Annotated in this window: 15 protein-coding genes; 5 read left to right on the plus strand and 10 right to left on the minus strand. The window is 68.3% G+C overall.

Going from position 1 to position 18,963, the window contains the following annotated elements; all coding sequences use genetic code 11:
• Nucleotides 1-95 precede the first annotated feature (95 nt).
• From KY572_RS13420 to KY572_RS13435, 4 genes are all read right to left on the minus strand, one after another.
• Nucleotides 96-566 (minus strand): NUDIX hydrolase, encoded by a 471-nt coding sequence (locus tag KY572_RS13420; RefSeq protein WP_224242988.1) that lies wholly within the window; start codon nucleotides 564-566, stop codon nucleotides 96-98.
• Nucleotides 563-1,759 carry a DUF2380 domain-containing protein gene (locus KY572_RS13425; protein WP_224242989.1) on the minus strand — a complete coding sequence of 399 codons (1,197 nt, stop codon included), beginning with the start codon at nucleotides 1,757-1,759 and terminating at the stop codon, nucleotides 563-565. The genes KY572_RS13420 and KY572_RS13425 overlap by 4 nt, the downstream gene beginning before the upstream one ends.
• Nucleotides 1,760-2,101: 342 nt before the next feature.
• Nucleotides 2,102-4,228 (minus strand): NHL repeat-containing protein, encoded by a 2,127-nt coding sequence (locus KY572_RS13430; RefSeq protein WP_224243343.1) that lies wholly within the window; start codon nucleotides 4,226-4,228, stop codon nucleotides 2,102-2,104.
• A 62-nt stretch (nucleotides 4,229-4,290) separates the two neighbouring features.
• Nucleotides 4,291-5,088 (minus strand): TIGR00266 family protein, encoded by a 798-nt coding sequence (locus KY572_RS13435; protein WP_224242990.1) that lies wholly within the window; start codon nucleotides 5,086-5,088, stop codon nucleotides 4,291-4,293.
• 85 nt (nucleotides 5,089-5,173) lie between these two features.
• Between KY572_RS13435 and KY572_RS13440 the strand changes: the two genes are divergently transcribed.
• Together KY572_RS13440 and KY572_RS13445 are read left to right on the plus strand one after the other, a co-directional pair.
• The gene (locus KY572_RS13440; RefSeq protein WP_224242991.1) at nucleotides 5,174-6,406 is read left to right on the plus strand and encodes an SET domain-containing histone-lysine N-methyltransferase; all 1,233 of its coding nucleotides are present in this window, start codon (nucleotides 5,174-5,176) and stop codon (nucleotides 6,404-6,406) included.
• Between the two features lie 119 nt (nucleotides 6,407-6,525).
• Nucleotides 6,526-8,820 (plus strand): eCIS core domain-containing protein, encoded by a 2,295-nt coding sequence (locus KY572_RS13445; protein WP_224242992.1) that lies wholly within the window; start codon nucleotides 6,526-6,528, stop codon nucleotides 8,818-8,820.
• Between the two features lie 10 nt (nucleotides 8,821-8,830).
• Here the strand turns inward: KY572_RS13445 and KY572_RS13450 are convergent, their stop codons facing one another.
• The 4 genes from KY572_RS13450 to KY572_RS13465 all read right to left on the minus strand — a co-directional run bounded on the left by KY572_RS13450 (nucleotide 8,831) and on the right by KY572_RS13465 (nucleotide 15,106).
• On the minus strand, nucleotides 8,831-9,352 hold the full coding sequence (locus tag KY572_RS13450) for a hypothetical protein (RefSeq protein ID WP_224242993.1): 522 nt from the start codon (nucleotides 9,350-9,352) through the stop codon (nucleotides 8,831-8,833).
• Nucleotides 9,349-10,143, minus strand: a complete 795-nt coding sequence (locus KY572_RS13455) for an archaeosortase/exosortase family protein (protein ID WP_224242994.1) — start codon at nucleotides 10,141-10,143, stop codon at nucleotides 9,349-9,351. The genes KY572_RS13450 and KY572_RS13455 overlap by 4 nt, the downstream gene beginning before the upstream one ends.
• Nucleotides 10,143-12,608 carry a VIT domain-containing protein gene (locus KY572_RS13460; protein ID WP_224242995.1) on the minus strand — a complete coding sequence of 822 codons (2,466 nt, stop codon included), beginning with the start codon at nucleotides 12,606-12,608 and terminating at the stop codon, nucleotides 10,143-10,145. Before KY572_RS13460 ends, KY572_RS13455 begins: the two co-directional genes overlap by 1 nt.
• A 107-nt stretch (nucleotides 12,609-12,715) precedes the next feature.
• On the minus strand, nucleotides 12,716-15,106 hold the full coding sequence (locus KY572_RS13465; RefSeq protein ID WP_224242996.1) for a TonB-dependent receptor: 2,391 nt from the start codon (nucleotides 15,104-15,106) through the stop codon (nucleotides 12,716-12,718).
• A 214-nt stretch (nucleotides 15,107-15,320) separates the two neighbouring features.
• Here KY572_RS13465 and KY572_RS13470 point away from each other — a divergent pair, with 214 nt between their 5' ends.
• Nucleotides 15,321-15,707, plus strand: a complete 387-nt coding sequence (locus tag KY572_RS13470; RefSeq protein ID WP_224242997.1) for an ArsR/SmtB family transcription factor — start codon at nucleotides 15,321-15,323, stop codon at nucleotides 15,705-15,707.
• Nucleotides 15,704-16,171: an SRPBCC family protein gene (locus tag KY572_RS13475; RefSeq protein ID WP_224242998.1), complete on the plus strand. Its 468-nt coding sequence runs from the start codon at nucleotides 15,704-15,706 to the stop codon at nucleotides 16,169-16,171. Before KY572_RS13470 ends, KY572_RS13475 begins: the two co-directional genes overlap by 4 nt.
• Before the next feature lie 449 nt (nucleotides 16,172-16,620).
• Here KY572_RS13475 and KY572_RS13480 read toward each other — a convergent pair whose 3' ends face one another.
• On the minus strand, nucleotides 16,621-16,998 hold the full coding sequence (locus tag KY572_RS13480) for an NBR1-Ig-like domain-containing protein (protein WP_224242999.1): 378 nt from the start codon (nucleotides 16,996-16,998) through the stop codon (nucleotides 16,621-16,623).
• 42 nt (nucleotides 16,999-17,040) lie between these two features.
• Nucleotides 17,041-18,150 (minus strand): PPC domain-containing protein, encoded by a 1,110-nt coding sequence (locus KY572_RS13485; protein ID WP_224243000.1) that lies wholly within the window; start codon nucleotides 18,148-18,150, stop codon nucleotides 17,041-17,043.
• A 224-nt stretch (nucleotides 18,151-18,374) separates the two neighbouring features.
• On the opposite strand from KY572_RS13485, the gene KY572_RS13490 reads away from it, so the two are divergent.
• Nucleotides 18,375-18,848: an acetyltransferase gene (locus KY572_RS13490; protein ID WP_224243001.1), complete on the plus strand. Its 474-nt coding sequence runs from the start codon at nucleotides 18,375-18,377 to the stop codon at nucleotides 18,846-18,848.
• Nucleotides 18,849-18,963 lie beyond the last annotated feature (115 nt).

Raw genomic sequence — 18,963 nt, forward strand, 5'->3', positions numbered from 1 at the left:
GCGTCGGTTGGACTTGGGAGGCATCGTCTTCCGGGAGCTTGCACTGCGCTGAGATGGGCCGCCGGGATGGAGGCGGCAGAAATCGAACCCGCTGTTCAAACTTCCTCGTCGGGCAAGAGCGTGCGGAGCAACTCGTCGTCGGGTCCGAGCGGGCGCCAACCTGGCGGCGGCGGAGTGGCGCGGAGCGCTGCTCTGGCCTGCTTGACTCGCTCCTTATGAGTATCAGGGGTGTCGGCAGACCAGCAACCAAGCGCCTTGGCCACCTGGAAACGGGACTCGTCGTCCATCACCGCCGGCCAGCCATTGGGAAGACTCTCGGACAGTTCGCGCACGAGCACGTCGCGCACGAAACGCGTGACCTGCTTGCGCTGCTCAGCCTCGGCATGCAATCCGCCCAACACCTGCACCCCGGCAATGTCGTCCTTGCCGAGTTCCGCGGCGAGCTGATTCAGGGGGACAGCAGGGCGTGCCTCGGCAAAGGCGGTGAGCGAATCGTAACCGCGCTCGCGCACGCGCTCATAAAGGCGGGCCTTCCAGTTGCCCTGCCATGAACGCCCATCGGTCATCCCCGTCCCCCTTGAATGAACTTCATCGGGATGTCGTAGCGCTTCATGCGAGCTGCGACAATGTTCAGGATCTCATTCCGGGTCAACTGCCGCCCGGCTTCAACTTCAGCCTCACCCAGCGCCTCCATGAGCATCCGGTTCCATTCGTTGGGCCAAGTGCGTCCCAGGCGCCAGTTGCCCCCACCGTGAATCGCCTGATGGTGTGCCTGCTCCAGCCGGACGCAGAACTTGTCGATGTCCATGTCGCCCCTGAATCCACGCTGCTCGAACCACGCGCGGAACTCTTTCGGCAGGACGTGGTGCTTCGGTGCCTTGGACATTCCCGCCCCTGCTCCGTCAGTCACCCGCATGCCGCGCACTTCGGGACTTTCACCCAGCGCGTCACGTACACCCTTCGGCAGGTCCCCGTTCGCCTGCGCCATCATCACCTGACCGCCGTGGATGCGGACGGCGGCGCTGATGGCTGGGAGGGAGAGGACACCCGCCTGAACGAGCCGGCGGATCATCTCCACCCACTCAGCGGAGACGACAATCTGCGAGCCCGCCATCACGCCGCCCGAGCCCATCACGAGGCCCACGCCGAGCGAGGCAGGAACGGCGGGCGGCAGTCGTGGCAGCGACATCCTCAGTGCCGAGGCCAGCGTGAGCATCTCCACGAGTTGCGCCGCCGCCATGATCCTTCCGCTGTTCTCCATTGCTATGCGTGCGCCGTCACGGATGGAACCGAACTCGCGGGTAAGCTTGCCCATCAACTCGGGCATCTCCGTGGCCGCGGCCTCGACCTTCTCCGGATCCTGTGACGCGAGCGCCCAAAGGGTGGGCTCTATCAGCTGTTGCACACGGTGCATGTCCATGAACAGCCTCTCGGTGCTGTAGGCAGGGCACTCTCGAAGCACGATGTCGGCGAGTCGTAGGAAGTCGAGCCATGTGGCGAGCAGCATGGAGCCGAACATGGCCGACTCGAGCCGGGGGCCGGTGAGACGCAAGAGAGCGTGGCCCATCTCTGGGTCTTCTACCTGCCACGCAGCGTCAGCCAGCGTGGAGACGCTCCGCAGATGACCGTAAAGCCAGTGCAACTGGTCCGAGCCATAACCGACGTGGCGGCTGAACACACCATTGGCCCGGCCGCCGAGGCTGCTGCCATCCTCGAGCTGGCGGAGCGAGTCGGCGATGCCAGCCGTGGAGCGCTCCACGTCATTGAGGACACCAAGGATGGCTTGCCGGGTCTGGGTGACGAGCTGACGCCCAGCCGCTGAAGTCGTGGGAGGCGACGGCTCCCTGGTGGAAAACGAACGGAGCGCAGGTCCCATCTCCTGCCGATAGGTGGTGGCTACCCCAGAGGGAAGTCCGGTACGTCCCTCGCCCGTCGCACAGCTGGTGAGCAATGCAGTGATGCATCCCAACCCGATGGCTGTCAGCCTCATGAATCCGCCTGTCAGAACGAGGAGGGGCTCTCTGGGGACGGAGGCGGCGGGAATCGAAGCCGCCGCCAGACGATGCCAACGCCTCTTGATTGGCTCGCGAGTAGTCGAGAGCTACGGACAGAGATAGCTCACATCGAAGGACTTCAGCGCCGGCGTGGCCTGCTGGCTGCTCGACGAGAGCACGAACTCGACGTGCAGGTACTGGCCGGCGGGCACGCCCGCCGCGGACAGGTTCGCGGGCTGGGAGGTGAATGGCCCCTTGCGCAGCGCCGGGTTGCCCAGGTCTCCCACCTGATTGGCGGACGTCACGTACGCCTGCAGGCCCGTGCTCGCGGGCACCACCGCGTCCCAGACGAGCTGACGCCACTGAGTGCCCGGCCCGCAGCCGCTGAGCTGATGGAAGTAGCTGCCTCGTGCCGCCGTGAACCGGCGCAGCTGGTAGCCGGTGAAGTCCGAGTACGTGTAGAGCCCGGCCATTTGCTGGGCCGTGCGCAGCACCTCTCCCGTGTCGCGGTGGACGCGCATGGCGTTGCCGGAGCGGTTGTTCACCCACGCGTGGTTGTTCGTGTCGAGCGCCACGCCCACCGCCTCGCGCGTCCGGCTGTCCGTCGCGTCGATGAAGTCCACCATCCCGATGTTGGGGACGTTGAAGCGCTTGAGCGCGCCGGTGTCGCCGTTGAAGGCGAGGAGCTGGGAGGCGCTGGCGTTGGTGTCGTTCAGGTCCGAGGTCAACCACACGAAGCCCTGGTCATCTGTGGCGATTCCTCGGGCTCGCCTCATCCGCGTGTTCAGCTGGCTGACGGCGGTGGTGAAGTCGAACACCGTCCACGTGCCCAGGGTGCTCCCCACTCCATCGGGGTGCGTGTAACGGAAGGCCTTGGCGCCCGCGCTCCACCCGGCCAGCCACACGCGGTCCTTGGCATCCACCGCGATGCCGTAGGAGCCGGAGGGCGAGGGCGGAACGATGTCGGCTCGCACGAGCGTGCCCGTGGCCGTGTCGACGAGCGCCAGCCGCGCCGGGCTCAGGGTGGACGCCATCACCCACAGCCGCTGCTGGCGGTCCGCCGCCGCGCCGTAGGGCCCGAAGGGCAGGGTGAGGGACGCGGAGCCGTTGAGCTGCTCCTGCTGGCCGCTCTGGGCGTTCAGCTTGAAGATGGAGTTGGTGTTGTGCAGGCCCACCCAGACGTCGCCCGCGGTGCCCTCGGCGCCACGGGAGATGGCCAGGGCGCGTGCCTTGACGGTGTCCTCGGCGGCGACGCCAAGCGGGGTGCTGAAGAGGATGCATTCGTCATACTGGGTCGGGTCGCTCCAGTCGGTGGGGAAGATCATCTCCCCGTCGGCGGGGTTCGTGCTGATCGCGCCGTCGCCATTGAGGTCCTGACTGGTCTGGATGCCGGGCAGGCCATTGCGCTCACGGCAGTCGGTCAGGACGCTGGCGATCTTCGTCACCGAGCCCTGGACGCTGATGGCGCGGTTGGCAATCCAGACGTTCCCGAAGAGGTCCACCGCGGTGCGGCTCGGGTTGTTGCCCTCGTTGCCGCGCAGGCCGTTGGGGTTGCCCACGCCGCCGTCCGAGGCGGGGAGCCCATCCACGGGGATGACGGCGTGATAGCGGGCCACCTCCCTGCCTGTCCGGGTGTCGAACTTGGAGACGGTGCTCTGATCATTGTTGGCGAGCCACGCGAAGGGCAGTTCCGCGTTCGCGGTGCCCAGGCCCAAGGAGCCGTCCGGGTTGAGCTGGACGTTGGAGCCACCCGAGAGGCTCCCGCCGTCGAGCTGGAAGCCGCCAGGTCCCACGCTCAGCGAGCCACCGTCCGAGGAGGTGCCGCCGTCCAGCCCGCTGCCGCCGTCCAGCCCGCTGCCGCCGTCTTGAGTCTCTCCCGCGTCGGGCGTCATGCCCCCGTCGGTGGTGCTCCCTCCGTCGGGGCCCGGGAGGCCTCCATCCGCGGAGCCTCCATCCGGCAAGGTCTGACCGCCATCCGAGCCACCGCCATCCGGTCCGCCCGGATTCGTCCCGCCATCATCCACGGGGGGCGTGCCGCAGATGCAGGGCTCGTAACCCTTGCCATCCTCGCGGCACACCTGCCCTCCCACGCAGCCGCCGGGGCCCACGCAAGCCACGGAGCGTCCAGGGACGCAGTCCTTGCCATCGGGAGGTGGCTCGGAGTCCCCACAGGCCGTGAGCCACAGGCCGAGCACGGCCAGACCGACTCTCATTCCCCACGCAGGCAGGCGCATGCGTGGGAACATACTCCGCGTGATAGAGCCGAGAACCTAGAGAACTTCTATGGGTGCGGCCGCTACTCGTTGTCCCCCAGCAGCCCGCCGAGCCCCACGCCGCCGAGCACACTGCCCTCATCCCGGCCACCGGCCGGGCCCGCGGACGCGAGGATGCGGCCAGCCAGCCGGCTCAGCGGCAGCGACTGCAGCCACACCGTGCCCGGGCCGCGCAGGGTGGCGAAGAAGAGGCCCTCGCCGCCGAAGAAGGCCGTCTTGATGCCGCCCACCATCTGGATGTCGTAGTCCACGCTGGGCTGGAAGGCGACGATGCAGCCGGTGTCCACGCGCAGCACCTGGCCGGGCGCCAGTGTGCGCTCCAGCAGCGTGCCGCCCGCGTGGATGAACGCCAGCCCGTCTCCCTGCAGCCGCTGCATGATGAAGCCCTCGCCGCCAAACAGGCCCGCGCCCAGCTTCTTCTGGAAGGCGATGCCCAGCGAGACGCCCTTGGCCGCCGCCAGGAAGCTGTCCTTCTGCGCGATCAGCTCGCCTCCCATCTTCCCCAGGTTCACCGGGATGATGCGCCCCGGGTACGGCGCGGCGAAGGCCACCTTGCGCTTGCCGGAGGCTCGGTTGAGGAACACGGTGGTGAAGAGCGACTCGCCGGTCAGCAGCCGCTTGCCCGCGCCCAGCAGCGAGCCCAGGAAGCCGCTCTTCTTCTCCGAGCCATCGCCGAAGAGCGTCTCCATCTCGATGCCGTCGTCCATGTACATCATCGCGCCGGCCTCGCCGACGGCGGCCTCATTCGGGTCCAGCTCCACCTCGACGAACTGCATGTCGTCGCCGTGGATCTCGAAGTCCACTTCATGCATCTGTGCCATGGGCGCTCCTCCAGGAGAGGGGTTGAACGGCGCGAACCATAGGACACCCAGGGCCGTCCGGCGCGGGCTAGAATGAGGTGCTCCCATGGGCGCGCATCCAGAAGTGGACCCGGCGGTCGCCAGGTTCCTCCGCTGGCTCGAGCAGGGCGGATCCCAGATCTCCAAGGTCCACATCGTCACCCCGGAGGGAGGCGAGCGGGGCGTTCTGGCCCTGGACGACATCGCTCCGGGAGAGACGCTCCTGCGCATTCCCCGCCGGCACGTGCTGACGGTGGAGGACGTCCGAGCCTCCGAGATGGGCCAGCTCCTCGATGCCCACGCCCAGCTCGACGAGGAGCGGACCTACCTGTCCGCCTTCCTCCTCCAGGAGCGGGAGCGGGGGGAGGACTCCTTCTGGAAGCCCTTCCTGGACATGCTGCCGAAGGCCTTCCCCTCGCACCCGTTCTTCTTCGAGGAGCACGAGCTGGCGCTGCTGCAGGGCTCCTTCCTGGCGGGGATGGTCGGGATTCAGCAGCGGATCGTCGCGGAGCGGTACGTGCACCTGAGCCAGCACGTCCCCGGGTTCAACCGGTTCACCTTCGACGCGTTCGTCTGGGCGCACTTCGCGGTGGTGACGCGCACCTTCACCATGACGCGGAGCGGCTCCCACGCCTCGTGCCTGGTGCCGCTGGTGGACATGATCAACGACGGCAGGCCGTGGGACAGCCCCTGGGCCTGGCTGGAGGAGGAGCAGTGCTTCCAGGTGAAGAGCCTGGGCGCCGTGGCGGCGGGCCAGGAGCTGCACACCACCTACGGCAACAAGAGCAACCTGAGCCTCCTGCTCCAGTACGGCTACGTGCACGAGGACAACGCGCACGACGAGGTGCTGCTGCTGCTGGGCATTCCTCCGGGCGATGCCTTCACCGCGGAGAAGCAGCGGCTGCTGGGGCTCTCCTCGCCGGACGAGCAGCGCTCCTTCAAGCTGTCGCGCACCTATGACGCCGAGGCGATGGCCGAGCTGTTCGCCTTCCTGCGGATAGCCCAGGCGGAGGCCGGGGAGCTCTCCGTGCTCGAGGCCGCACCCGATGCGCTCGCCCTCGCCCGGGCGCCGCTGAGCCCGCGCAACGAGGAGAAGCTCCACGCCGCCTTCGCCGCCGGCTGCGAGAAGCGGCTGGCCGGCTACGCCACCTCGCTGGAGGAGGATGAGCGACTCCTCCGGGAAGAGGCGCTCTCGCCCAACGCACGCAACTGCATCCTGCTGCGGCGCGGCGAGAAGCGGCTCCTCCAGTCGTACGCCGTGCGCGCACGCGCGGGTTTTCCTTCGCTCGGGTCTGACTGAAGAGCGACGGTCCCATCCCACGTCGGCGGTCATCCTCCACTGGAAGCTCGAGTCCCACAGAGGTGTTCGCGTCACCCCTGAGAGGTACGCTAGGGCTCCACCTTCGGTGGAGGCCCTGCATGTTCTCTTCGGATCGAAAGCCACCCGCGTCGAACTCGGCTCCTCCTTCACCGAAGGCCGCTTCGCCGAGTCCCGCGAAGGCTCCCCTCGTGGATCCGGTGTCGCTCCAGCTCGCCCTGCTGAGCCGCTCCAGGGCCGACGCTCCGGGCGGGACGGCCGCACCTGTGGTCCAACGCAAGCCGACCGTCAGCTCTCCCGGGAGCCCGCTCGAGCGCGAGGCGGACGAGGTGGCCGAGCAGGTGATGCGGATGGCGGAGCCGGCGCCCATCGGATCGGCGCCACTGGCCATCCAGCGCCTCTGCTCGGAGGCGGATGACGAGGAGCATATGATTCACCCCAAGCGGGAGGGCACGCCGGGAGTCGAGACGGCGCGGAACGTGGAGACCGCCGTCCGCGCGGCGGAGCACGGCGGAGCGCCGCTGCCGGGCACGGTGCGGTCCCAGTTCGAGCCGCGCTTCGGGCAGGACTTCAGCCAGGTGCGAGTGCATGTCGGCAGCCAGGCGGCGGAGGCGGCGCGCGCGGTGCAGGCTCGCGCGTATACGGTCGGCCGCGACATCGTCTTCGGCTCTGGCCAGTACCAGCCGGACACCGAGGGGGGACGTCGGCTCCTGGCGCACGAGCTCACTCACGTGGTGCAGCAGGGCGGAGCTCCGGAGCAGCCCGCAGCACGGCCGGCTTCGTCGGATGCCTCGGTGGCCATCCGGCGGCATTCGGCTGCTCCCTTCATCGGACGCGACAACACCCGCGAGACGACGGCCGTCATGCGCACCGGCACGGTGCGGGGCTCTGGCCTGCAGTTCTGGCCGCTCCAGGTGACCAGCACGCGGATCGGTCCCGTCTCGGGCCAGGGGGGCCTGCTCAATGACAGGCGCAACCGGCTGTCGGTCATCGTCGCTCCGACGATGACGCTGAAGAGCATCGCCACGCTCCTCCTGCCGCTGTGGAACTCCGCGGAGCCGTTCACGCCGCCAGGCGCCACCGCCCCCCTCGTCACCGGGCCTATCACCGCCGAGGAGCTCGCGCGCGGGCTGCTGGTCTACAACCGCTACTACCTTCGTGTGCTCTCGGAGCCGACGCCGTCGATGACCGGATGGACGGGCGGGCTGCGCTTCCCGCTGCCCGTCGAGATCGACGACACCGGTGTGGCCACCGTGAACAAGGACCTGCTCCAGCAGATGGCCTCGGGGTTCGATGCGGCCTGGGCTCCGCTGATCGAGCGGCCCGCCGCGGCGGTCGCCACGCCACCAGCGGCAGACCTCCAGCGCTCCGTCACGGAGTTCCTGACCGCCACCCCGGACACCGACAGCCGGGGGATGGCACTCGCCTCGCGCACCGTCACCAACCCGGTCGAGGCGCGCCCCTTCGTGCTCGAGGTCTTCAACCAGCTCGGGGCCGGAAGGTTCGACGTCGCGCTGGCGTTCATGGATGCCTCGGTCAACACGCGCATCTCGCTGCTGGCCTCCCAGCGGGACGGCGCGGCCGTGCTCGGCGCGATCAACACCGCGCTCTCCTCCCCACCCGCGGAGCTCTCGCCGCGGCAGCAGGAGAGCCTGTCGCGAGCCCAGACCATGCTCGGGCTCGTCTCCGGCATCGTGGCGCGGGAGGCGCCCACGTTCGGCCTCCCCACGCCCTCGGGAGGGACGGGAGGCACGCCCTTCCCCGATACCCAGCTTCGGGCCTTCGGCACCGCCGAACAGACAGCCTTCAAGCGACAGGTGTACAACGCCCACGTCGCGGCGGCTCGCGCGCGGGGACGCGTGTTCAACATGGACCTCGCGGAGGATCAGCTCGCGCCCATCGAGGGGGGAGGCCGGCTGCACCGGGATGCGGCACCCTTCCTGACGCAGATGCTCGCGGCGGCGCGGGCCGATCTCCAGGCGGCGCGGACCGCCAACGAAGCGCTCGCCCTGGGGGCGACGAGCATCGGAGTGGGCTCGGCCTATCGCAGCGCCACGCAGGAGCTCACCATCTGGGAGGACCTCTTCCCCCAGTACTACGCGGCCACGGCGGGGGACCGTGCCACCGCGGAGGGGGGCGAGCACGGGGCGGCTGCGGTGCGGGTCATGGTGGCCCACTACACGACGCGCAAGGCCGCCCCCGGGTTCGGCAATCACACCAACGGCATCGCGGTGGACTTCACCACCACCCAGGGAGGGGCCGCGCTGGGGGCGAACACGTCCCAGAACGAGCTATGGAGGGCCTCCTGGTTCCACGCCTGGCTCGTGGCGCACGCCTCGCAATACCACTTCCAGCCGTTGGCGAGCGAGGCGTGGCACTGGGAATACCGGCCGTGACGCGGCGGCTTCAGCGCGCCGCGTGCTCCGCCACGGTGATGGCCCACCAGGGCCCCTGGGATTGGCCGAAGAGCGCGCTCCAGTACCACTCCGTCACATCCGTCCACCGCCCGCCCGGCTCGGCGGTGATGGCCTCGCGCACCACGAGGCGCGAGTCGCCTCGGGCGGCGATGAACCGCTGCCAGGGCTGGCCATCCTCCCGACGCCAGAGCGTGGCTGGAGTAATGGAGTACCCGAGCCCCCGGAAGCAGTCCTCCGTGGAGTGGAGCTGGCGCGTGGGGACCGCCACCCACCGGATGACCAGCACGCGCTGTCCATCCGTGAAGCGAGCGATGCGCCCGGGGAAGCCCGCGTTGAACCGCTCTTCCAGCTCCGTCAGGGGCAGCGCCATCAGCGCCCGTCCCTCGAAGGTCGACGGCCAGCCTGGGAACGCCGTCGCCACGGGCTCGGGCTCGCGAGGCACGCGCCACAGGGGAGCGGTCGCCAGCAGCGCGCTCGAGAGCGCGAACGCCACCCATGCACCCCGGCTCATGCGCGCGCCTCCGCTGCCCGCTGTCGCGAGCGCTGCCACAGACAGATGGCGGTGATGCATAGGCTGACCGGAATGAAGGCGCTCACTCCCACGGCATCATGGAGCCAGGAGATGTCCCATCCGCCCTGCTGATCGAGGAGGGTGAGCGAGCTCACCCGCACCGCGTTGCCGAGGAGGATGGCGCCCGTGGCCAGCACGCAGGCCACCATCGTCCTCAGCGCGCCGAGCTTCATCAGGCACGCCAGGGTGACAGCCAGGAACAGCCCCACCCAGAGCATGCGCGCGCCGCTGCACGGCGCATCCACGAGGGTGACCTTGGAGCCGATGACCAGGTGGAGGCCCTCGCGGACGGCGGGTAGCCCGATGCCGCGAAGCATGGGCGTGGCCAGCACGGCGGACACCAGGCGCAGCGGGTAGCCCAGGTAGAACTGCACCGTGGCGAGCACGGGCATGGACAGCAGCGCCAGCAGCCAGGTGCCCAGGTGGAAGGCATGGCCGGAGGCCATCCGCGAGACGATGGCGGTGACGCACAGCAGGCACACCGCCGCGCGGACCAGGGGCGGCACCCAGGCCCAGGTCAGCACGAGCGCGAGGTTGACGCCCGCCAGCACGCCGACATCCAGGGGCCGCAGCGGGTGACGTGCCCCTCGAGGCAGCACCAGCGCCAGCGCGAGCAGGGCGAGCAGGCCCCACGGCTCCTGCGAGCCGTCCAGCACGCGCTGGACATACCAGCTCCAGGCGTGCCAGCCGGCGAGCAATTGCAGCAGGAGGATGAGGTGCGACGGCCCCATCAAGCCTGCCGGCGGCGCAGGCGGAAGGCGATCACCAGCGCGCAGGCGACACCCAGGAGCATCCACGTCTCCGGCTCCGGCACGCTGGGCACGGAGTCCGGATCCACGGGCTTCAGGCCCGCCTCGTCATACTGCTCCTGGCGCTCGAGGACGACGGCCCCCGTCACCTCCGTGACGAGCTGATGGCGGGAGGCCAGCTGGACGGCCTGGGCGCGCGGCTCCGGCTCATTCGTGGCAATCAGCCGGGAGACCTCCTCGCGGGCCCACAGGCGCGCCAGGTGCGGAGACGTCTTCCACGCGGACTCCGGAAGCTCCAGCCCCGCGCGGAGCATGCGCTCGCGGTGGACCTGGGGAGTGGCGTGGCCCCAGGAGGAGAACAGGTTCTTCAGGTCCTCCTCCAGCGTGCCCAGTCGCGGCACGGTGCGGAACGAGGCGTAGGGCGCGAGGTCCACCGCCATCTTGTTCGGGCCCTGTCCCACCATCACGTCGAGGAGCTCGGCGAGAGGCGCGGGCGTGGGCCACCTGCTGGCGGCGTACTCGCGCGAGGTGGTGTCGCCCGAGAGGCGCGGGGTTCCCAGCGGCTGAGGCCCGTGGACCCACACCGCGACGGTGCGCCCCTGGGGAGCCGCCAGTGACCACGCGCGGGCGAGCGCGGCGTTGGCATCCTGCCCGCCGACGGGGGACAGCTCCCTCACCCGCTCCGCCGCGCGCTGGAGCGCCGCTGCATCCGCCTTGCCCAGGGGCAGCAGCTCCTCCACGCCATCCCAGGCGGCCAGGACGGCCAGCTCCGTGCCCTGGGGGAAGGCGGACAGGGCGGCGGCGACCTGCGGCAGGGCGTCCTTCATTCCCGCCGAGGCATCCAGGATGAGCAGAACCCGCTCGGGCACCTCCGCCACGGTGTTGCGCACCTGCTGGCGCACCACATAGGCCGGGTCGAACATGTCCTCCGCCCAGGCGATGTCCGCGGCGCCCTTGCGCTGGACGGTGAGCACGGCCTGGGGCGGGACGAGCGCCTCGTCGCTCAGCGCGGCCAGCCACTCGCTCACCCCATCCTTGCGCTGCTCCAGGTTGCCACCGGCCGGCGTGGTGAGGGGACGCAGGGACTCGACGCGCACCACGTGCCGGAAGTCCTCGGCGATGTGGAAGTTGCGCTCGGCCAGGGTGGGCAGCGGCAGGGAGGCGAAGCGGCCCTCGTCCCGGGGCGCGAGCGGCGCGGTGATGCCGATTTTGATCTTCATCGGCGGCCCCTTGACGATCGGGAAGCACTGGACCTGGATGCGATCCTTGCCCTTCTGGGTAATGAGCAGCGGATCCCTCCGGGCATGGACGACCTTCTGGTAGGCGGCGCGCACCTGCTTGGTGCTGGAGAAGGCGGCCTCGCGCTCCTGGCCGTCGATGTAGAGCGTCACCCGGGACACCACCGCGCCTGGCGGGAGGGCCACCTGGGTGCGAGCTTCGGCCTGGCCGGTGGCCGTCATCTCGAAGCTCATCGTCCACTCCAGGTACGCGAGCGCAGCGTCGCCATCCACCGCGCCCTTCATCTCCGAGCTGACGAGGGACAGCCCGGGGACGCGGCCTCCGACATGCTCACCGCCCAGCTCCGAGTCCCAGCTGGAGGAGCGGAAGCCCTTGCCCCGGCGGAGGTTGTCCGGCTTGGGGACGGAATTGAACGTGCGCCCTGTCACCCGGTAGTAGGTGTCCCGCGCGTCCTCGGCGCTGATCTGCGAATCGAAGGACAGCAGGAAGGCCACGAGGCTGGAGCGCTTCACGCCGAGGTAGCTCGAGGCGAGCAGCGTCTCCTCGTCTCCCACCGAGCGCAGCCACTGCAGCCCCGCGCGGCGGGTCTCCGGCCGGGTGCCGTGCGTTGCGGCTTGCAGCGCCACCTGGGTCACCGCGCCCGTCACCTCCACGGTGGACAGCGCGAGCAGGGCAACCAAGGCCCCGTGCAACGGGCGCAGGGGAGAGGCGTGGTGTACCGCATGGAGCTTCTTCAGCCGGCGCCGCAGCACCAGGGCCGTGATGAAGGACAGGTGGGGCGAGAGCGGCAGCAGGCCCAGCCCGTAGATGATCACGCCGATGAAACCCAGGGGCGCGAACGGCAGGAAGATGAGGGAGTAGATGGTGCTCACCGCCAGCGCCATGCCGTTGAGGAGGATGGCGGCGCGCAGCAGGCGGGGGTTGCGCGTGTGCGAGTAGATCAGCGCCACGGCGTTGCCCAGCGGTACGCTGGCCACGAGCAGCGAGTGCACGTGGGTGGGCACCGGATCGAAGAACTCGCTGGCGCACCATGCCCAGGCCAGCTCGATGGTGAGCGTCGCCGCGGGCACGATGATGCCGAACAGGCACATGCAGGCCGTCCCGAACGTCGACCACTTGGGCTCTTCCTTGGCCGGGAAGGTGTGCAGCTTCACCGGCGGTTGGGAAGGCGGTTCGACGGGGAGGGGCTGTCTCGAGGGCTCGTTCACGCGGATCTCCAGGCCGGAGCGGATCCTAGCCTGAGTGTCCCTCGGTCCGCCTGGGGGGCGCCATGCACACGCTCGGCGCATGGCGCTCCCTCTGGGAAGGACCGCCGCTAGAAGTCGAGCCCCTCGTACTTGTAGGCGAGCTGCAGGTAGGCCATGACGCCGCCCGGCGGGGAGCCGAGCTGGTCCACGCCCCGGTTGTTGAAGACGTTGAGGACGTTGGCGCTCAGGGCCAGCCCGCTGTCGAAGGTGTAGCCGAGGGCGACGTCCGCCACGAAGCGAGCGGGGACCTTGCCTTCCTCGAAGAACACCGCGCTGTCCCACCGACCCGAGCGGAACTGGTAGGGCGTCTGGTACCGGCCGAAGACGCGCACGAAGGAGTTCCGCACCAGCAGGTTCTGCACGGTGACGGAGGCCTTGAGCTTCAGGTCCGGCACGTTCAGCAGGAGCGGAGGCTGGGTCGGGTCGCCGCTGCGGAAGCGCAGCAGCTTGATGTACGAGATGCTGCCGTTGAGGCTGATCTCGGGGGAGAGCTTGTACTCGGCGCCCAGGTCGGCTCCGGCCACGCGGGAGCGGCCGAAGTTGGAGTAGGTGGAGAGGGTGCCCTGCTGCGGGGTGCCCTCCGCCACGGGCGTGCCATCCGGGTAGAAGGCGAAGGTGCCGTTGGCGGGGTTGGCCCGCGAGGTCAGCGCGCTGATGAAGTTCTCGTACCACGAGTGGTAGGCGACGATGTCCACCAGGAGCTTCTCGGAGAAGGTCGCCTTGTAGCCGACCTCGACCGAGTCCACGCTCTCGGGCACCAGGGAGGGGATCTCCGAGAGCACGTTGCCCTCCGCGTCCTTGATGGTGAAGCCGGTCTTGTTGCCCAGCAGGACGTTGCTGATGAGCAGGTAGTTCTCCAGGATGGTGGGGCTCTTGAAGGCGCGGTTGTAGCCGAGCCGCAGGTGCTGGTTGCGGGTGGGGCTGTAGACGACGGCGGCCTTGGGGCTGAACTGCGCCGAGTAGTCGGAGTGGGTGTCGAGCCGCGCGGCGGCCACCAGGCGGAGCTTGTCACGCAGCAGCGAGTAGTCGCCCTGCAGGTAGCCGCCGATCTCCCGGGCGCTGAGCTTCTTGCCGTTCACGTCGGCCAGGTAGGAGCCCTCGGAGCTGGGGTTGTAGAGGCGCAGCTGGAGGCCGGTGATGAACTTCAAGCCGCCCAGCTGGTTCTGGTACTGCACCTCCGAGTCGAGCAGCTGGCTCTTGTCGATGAAGCGGATCTGATCCCTCACCGGATCCAGGGTGGAGGGGTCCTCCGGGGGGCCGCCATCGGGCTGCACCACGCTGGCGAGCCGGTCCAGCTGGTAGGTGCCGCCCGCGTTGCTGTAGGTGCGGGACACCTGGACGAACCAGTTGGGGTGGCTGGCGGACACCGTCTGCTGGTGCACCTGCCAGCCGCGCAGGTGGTTGCGGCCGGAGTTGGTGAGCGTCACGCCGTCGGTGAGCGAGAAGCCGTAGCCTCCCTTGAAGTTCCAGTCTCCCAGCCGGTAGTAGAGGAAGCCCTCGGCCTTGGCGGAGAGGACGTCGTAGTTCTTCAGCAGATCCCCCTCGAAGACGAGCGGGCGGGCGGTGCTGCCGTAGTAGTGGGACTGCAGCTCGCGGCTGGGAGCGAAGTCGCGGCCGCGCAGCAGCTGGCCGTTGAACTTGTAGCCGAAGTCCTTGTTGACGGTGCCCGCCACGCGCGCGGAGCCGTCGATGAGCTGCTGGGTGCCGCCGCGCAGCGCCGCGGAGACGCCGGACTCATCCCACGGCGTCTTGGTGAGGACGTTGATGACGCCGGCGTGGGCGTTGGCGCCATAGAGGGCGGAGGCGGGGCCGACGACCACCTCCACGGACTTGATGTCGAGGTTGGGGGTGGGCAGCTGGGGGCCCAGCGGCAGGCCGCTGCCGGGGAGCTGGGCCAGCCGGCCGTCCATCATGGTGATCATCCGCGAGTTGAACTGGGTGTTGAAGCCGCGGGTGGAGATGCGCTTCTCGTTGATGCCGGTGTCCGCGTAGTCGATGCCCTTCACCGACGAGAGGGCGGCCATGTACGAGGTGCCGCCGCTCATCTGGATGGTCTTGGCGTTGACGGACTCGACGGTGACGGGGGACTCGAGGCGCTTCTCGCCGAACTTCGAGCCGGTGACGACGATCTCCTCGCCGAACTGCTCATCGAGCTTCAGGTCCGCCTCGATGGAGACGACCTTGCCGGCGACGACGTCCACGGACTGGGTGACGTCCGCGTAGCCGGGGAAGGAGATCTTCAGCTCGCGCTTGGAGGGAGGGACGTTGCGCAGCTCGAACTGGCCTTCGGCGTTGGTGGTGGCCGTCAGCTCGGTGCCCACCACCGTCACCTGGGCCTCGGGGAGCGGCTCGTTGCCCTCGACGTAGACCGTGCCCCGAACCGTCCCGCCCTCCTGGGCCCAGGCCGCTGCGCCCAGGCATAGCGAGACGACTATGACCCACTGCGTCATGAGCTTCATGAGAACCCCCTCCGTAGGCTTCGGGCGCGGACGATGGCCCTCCGCCGGCTGCGCTTCAAGTTGAAAGTTGATTCAGGTTTCGGGGGCCGCGTAGCACCGGCATTTCGTCACTGTCAATGCGCGGCGAGTCAAGACCCGCGGCATCTCCTATGGATCGAGTGCTTGACGGCATTTAACCAAATGGTTAGTTTGCCGATCGGTTAATTACCTGAACATGATCGATCCCCTCAGCGCCACCTTCGCGGCCCTTGCAGACCCCACTCGGCGGGCGATCCTCGCTCGGCTGGCAAAGGGCGAGACCTCCGTCACCGAGCTCGCACAGCCGTTCGAGATGAGCCTCCCGGCAGTGACGAAGCACCTCAAGGTGCTCGAGCGCGCCGGGCTGATCACGCGGAGCCGCACGGCTCAGTGGAGACCGTGTCGTCTGGCGCCAGCGCCGCTGAAGACCGCCAACGACTGGCTCGAGGACTACCGACAGTTCTGGGAAGGCAGCTTCGACAGGCTCGAGGACTACCTCGCTGACCTGCAGGGGCAGCCGCGTCCGAAACGCACCCGCAGGGTGACACCCCCGAAGAAGTCCCGAACAGGAGAGAAGACATGAACGCAGCGCTCGATCCAAATGAACTCGCGAAGCGGCAGCTCGAATTGACCCGGCTGATCAACGCGCCACGCGCGCTGGTCTTTCAGGCGTTCACGGACGCGAAGATGATCTCGAACTGGTGGGGGCCGAACGGGTTTCGGACGACGACCTACAGCAAGGACGTGCGGCCCGGCGGCGCGTGGCGCTTCACGATGCACGGTCCCGACGGCACCGACTACTCGAACCACATCCTCTACACGAAGGTGGTCCCCGACGAGCGGCTCGAGTGGGACCACGGCACGAAGGAAGGGGAGGTGTTGTTCAAAGCCGTCGTCACCTTCAAGGACGAAGGCGGCAAGACGCGTGTCACGCTCCAGCACACCTTGCCGACCGTCGAAGCTCGCGAGCAGGCGGCGAAGTACGCAATCGAGGGTGGAATCCAGACCCTCGCGCGGCTCGAAGCGCACCTCGCATCTCAGCGTTGAGGAGGCGGCCTCGCTGGAGTGTGGCGGGCGGCTGGGCAGGAGCTTCGCGCTCGAGGTGTTCGCCTGTGGCCGAGGGCGTGTCTCGGTCACCCTGGGTCGATCCGCTGAGACGGGCGGTATTTGACGCTGGAGCAGGAGGGGGAGTCGCGGAGGGCTCCCTGGGCAGGAGGGTTTCTGTCGGCTGGTCAGGCTTCGCCACAGGTGCGGCTGTTCCATCACGGGGACACGCCGTGGCTCCAGACGGTAGAGCATGACCGCAAGTGCTGCAGGCGCGGGAGCTGTAGACGGTCATATGCGAGGAGCCTTCCCTCGCACGTCATAGCTTGGGGAGCCAGTTCTTCGACGGGGGCTGCAGCACACAGCCGTAGGCCGTGAGGATGTGGTACGCCGCGTCCGTGCAGTTCTCGAACCGTTTCGAGCGCCCGGGCGGGCGTCTCGAGACGAGCGCCCTACAGGTTCGGGTCGGTGCAGCTATCCGGGCACGTCTGGCCGGGAGGGCAGTAACAAGGGGAGTTCACGACCAGGATCCTGGTCACCGGGGTGGACGCGCCGAACCAGGAGACGCCATCCTGGACCATCTTCCACTGGAACACGTAGTTCCCCGTGGTGGTCGGCGCCTTGAAGGTGGCGATGAAGGTCTTCGTGGCGCCCGGGCCGGTGGCGTCGGCCGAGTCCAGGTAGACGCGCCCGCGGCCCCAGGTGGTGTTGTCCTGGGGGTTCTGCGAACCGAGCCTGTATCCGGCCGTGTCCGTCCACGTGGAGCCGCCCGTGTTCTTCATCGTCACCACGGCCGTGAAGTAGGTCCCCTTCTGGACCGTGGAGGGCACCTACATGCTCACGAAGGCCGCGTCCTGCATGTTCTGGATGAACTAGTTGTAATAGTCCGTGTAGTTCACGCCGATGCGCATGCCGGTGATGGGCGTGTGCTTCGCTTCGACGAGGACGTAGTAGCGGCCCGTCTTGCCCCAGCCCATCGAGCAGTTGGTATTGGTTGAGATTCCGTCGTCCTTGCAGTCGTGGTTGTAGCTCGTGGGCGCCTGCTCGTACTTCACGTACAGGTTCGCGTACCCGGTGCCTCCGGAGGTGAAGAACTGGACGTTATTCTTTCCCCAAGGCATGTCGATCTCGAACCGGCGCTGCTCCCCCACGGCCATGGAGACGTCGATGTACGGCTGTCCGCGAACGAGGACGGGCGCGGTATAGGGGCGATCCATCATCACCAGGAACTGAGCCCCGCTGCTCGCGGAGGTGCCGTAGAGCTTGATGTAATACGTGCCAGCGGTCGGGGAGTACAACGTGCACGTCTCGCTGTTGCTGTAGCCCGTCGACCTGCAATCGTATGCGTCCGTCCTGGGCCAATCGCTTCTCCGGACGTAGAGGTCAGCGTTCCCGGTGCCTCCCGCGGTCGTGAACGTCACGCTGTTCACGCCTGTGGGAATCGTGACCAGGTAACCGCACGAGAACAGCCCTTGCGGGGTGTTGATGTTCGAGTACGTGCGACCCATGTCGACGAGGGTGGTGCTGGTGCAGGGAGTGGCATAGGTGGCGGTCAAGCTCGCGCCGCTGTAGGTGCCGTATCCGTAGAGCCGAACGTAATAGGTGCCGGATTGGGGCGACTCGATGGTGCATTGCTCTTCGTTGGTCACCCCCATCGAGCGACAGTCGTGCAAGGCCGCGTCTGGCGTCAGGCCACGACGGACGTACAGATCCGCGTCACCCGTCCCGCCTGTCGTCTTGAACGTCAGCCCCGCCACACCGCTCGGGACGGTCAATTTGTAGATGCAGGACCAGCTGCCCTGGGCACCCGAGAGGTTGGCCTGGGCCACGTCCTTGGTGAGCGAATACGTAGAGGTGCAGTCTCCCGCGAGCGGCTGCTGGATCGCCGCGAGGTCGAACTTGGGCGCAGGCTCCGGGACTTCCGACCCCGGGAGCTCACCCGGACCACAGGCGACCACGAACGCGAAACATGCTGCGTACATCGTTCTCATTGAAATGGAATTCAAAGATAGACCCTTGGGATGCGCTGAACTGATCATCAGCTCAAGCGAGGGCGCCATCCTAATGAGAGGGCTGACACTCCAGGTTCATTGGGGGTTACCCAATGTCAGGGAACGGGAGAGAAGGGGGCTCATGCCTCCATCTCCTGGCACGGGCGCTCGGGCTCTTGGAGAGTTCATGCATGGCGCGGGGTAGAGTGGGGAGGATGGCGATCACCCTGCGCCCTTCCACCCTTGCCGATGTCGATGCGATGTTCCGCGTCTGGCATGACGCCGTGCGGGCGACGCATCATTTCCTGTCCGAGGAGGACATCGCGTTCTACGCGACGATGGTCCGCGAGCAGTATCTGCCGACGGCGGCATTCACCGTCGCCGTGGACGACGCGGATGGCGCCGGGCGGGTGGTGGGGTTTCTGGGCGTGACCGGTTCGAAGCTCGACGCGCTGTTCATCGACCCGGCCGTCCACGGCCGCGGGATCGGACGGCGGATGGTGGAGTTCGCCCGCGCGGGACACGACGTCATGGACCTCGACGTCAACGAGGCCAATGACGCGGCCCGCGCGTTCTATGAGCACATGGGCTTCGTGCGGATCGGCCGATCGCCGCTCGACGATCAGGGCCGACCGATGCCGCTGCTGCACCTTCGGTGGACACGCGGGGACGGCAAGCACGTGGCGTGACGGCGGCGGCTCAGCTCATCCACCCACAGCCCGGGGACACAGGTCGCGGGTCCCTCGCTGCGGGGCGGGTCCCCCCGTCGCTGACAGGTCCGCCCGCCCCGGCGTCCCGCTCTCC

This window comes from Hyalangium gracile (assembly GCF_020103725.1).
GTDB classification, from domain to species: domain Bacteria; phylum Myxococcota; class Myxococcia; order Myxococcales; family Myxococcaceae; genus Hyalangium; species Hyalangium gracile.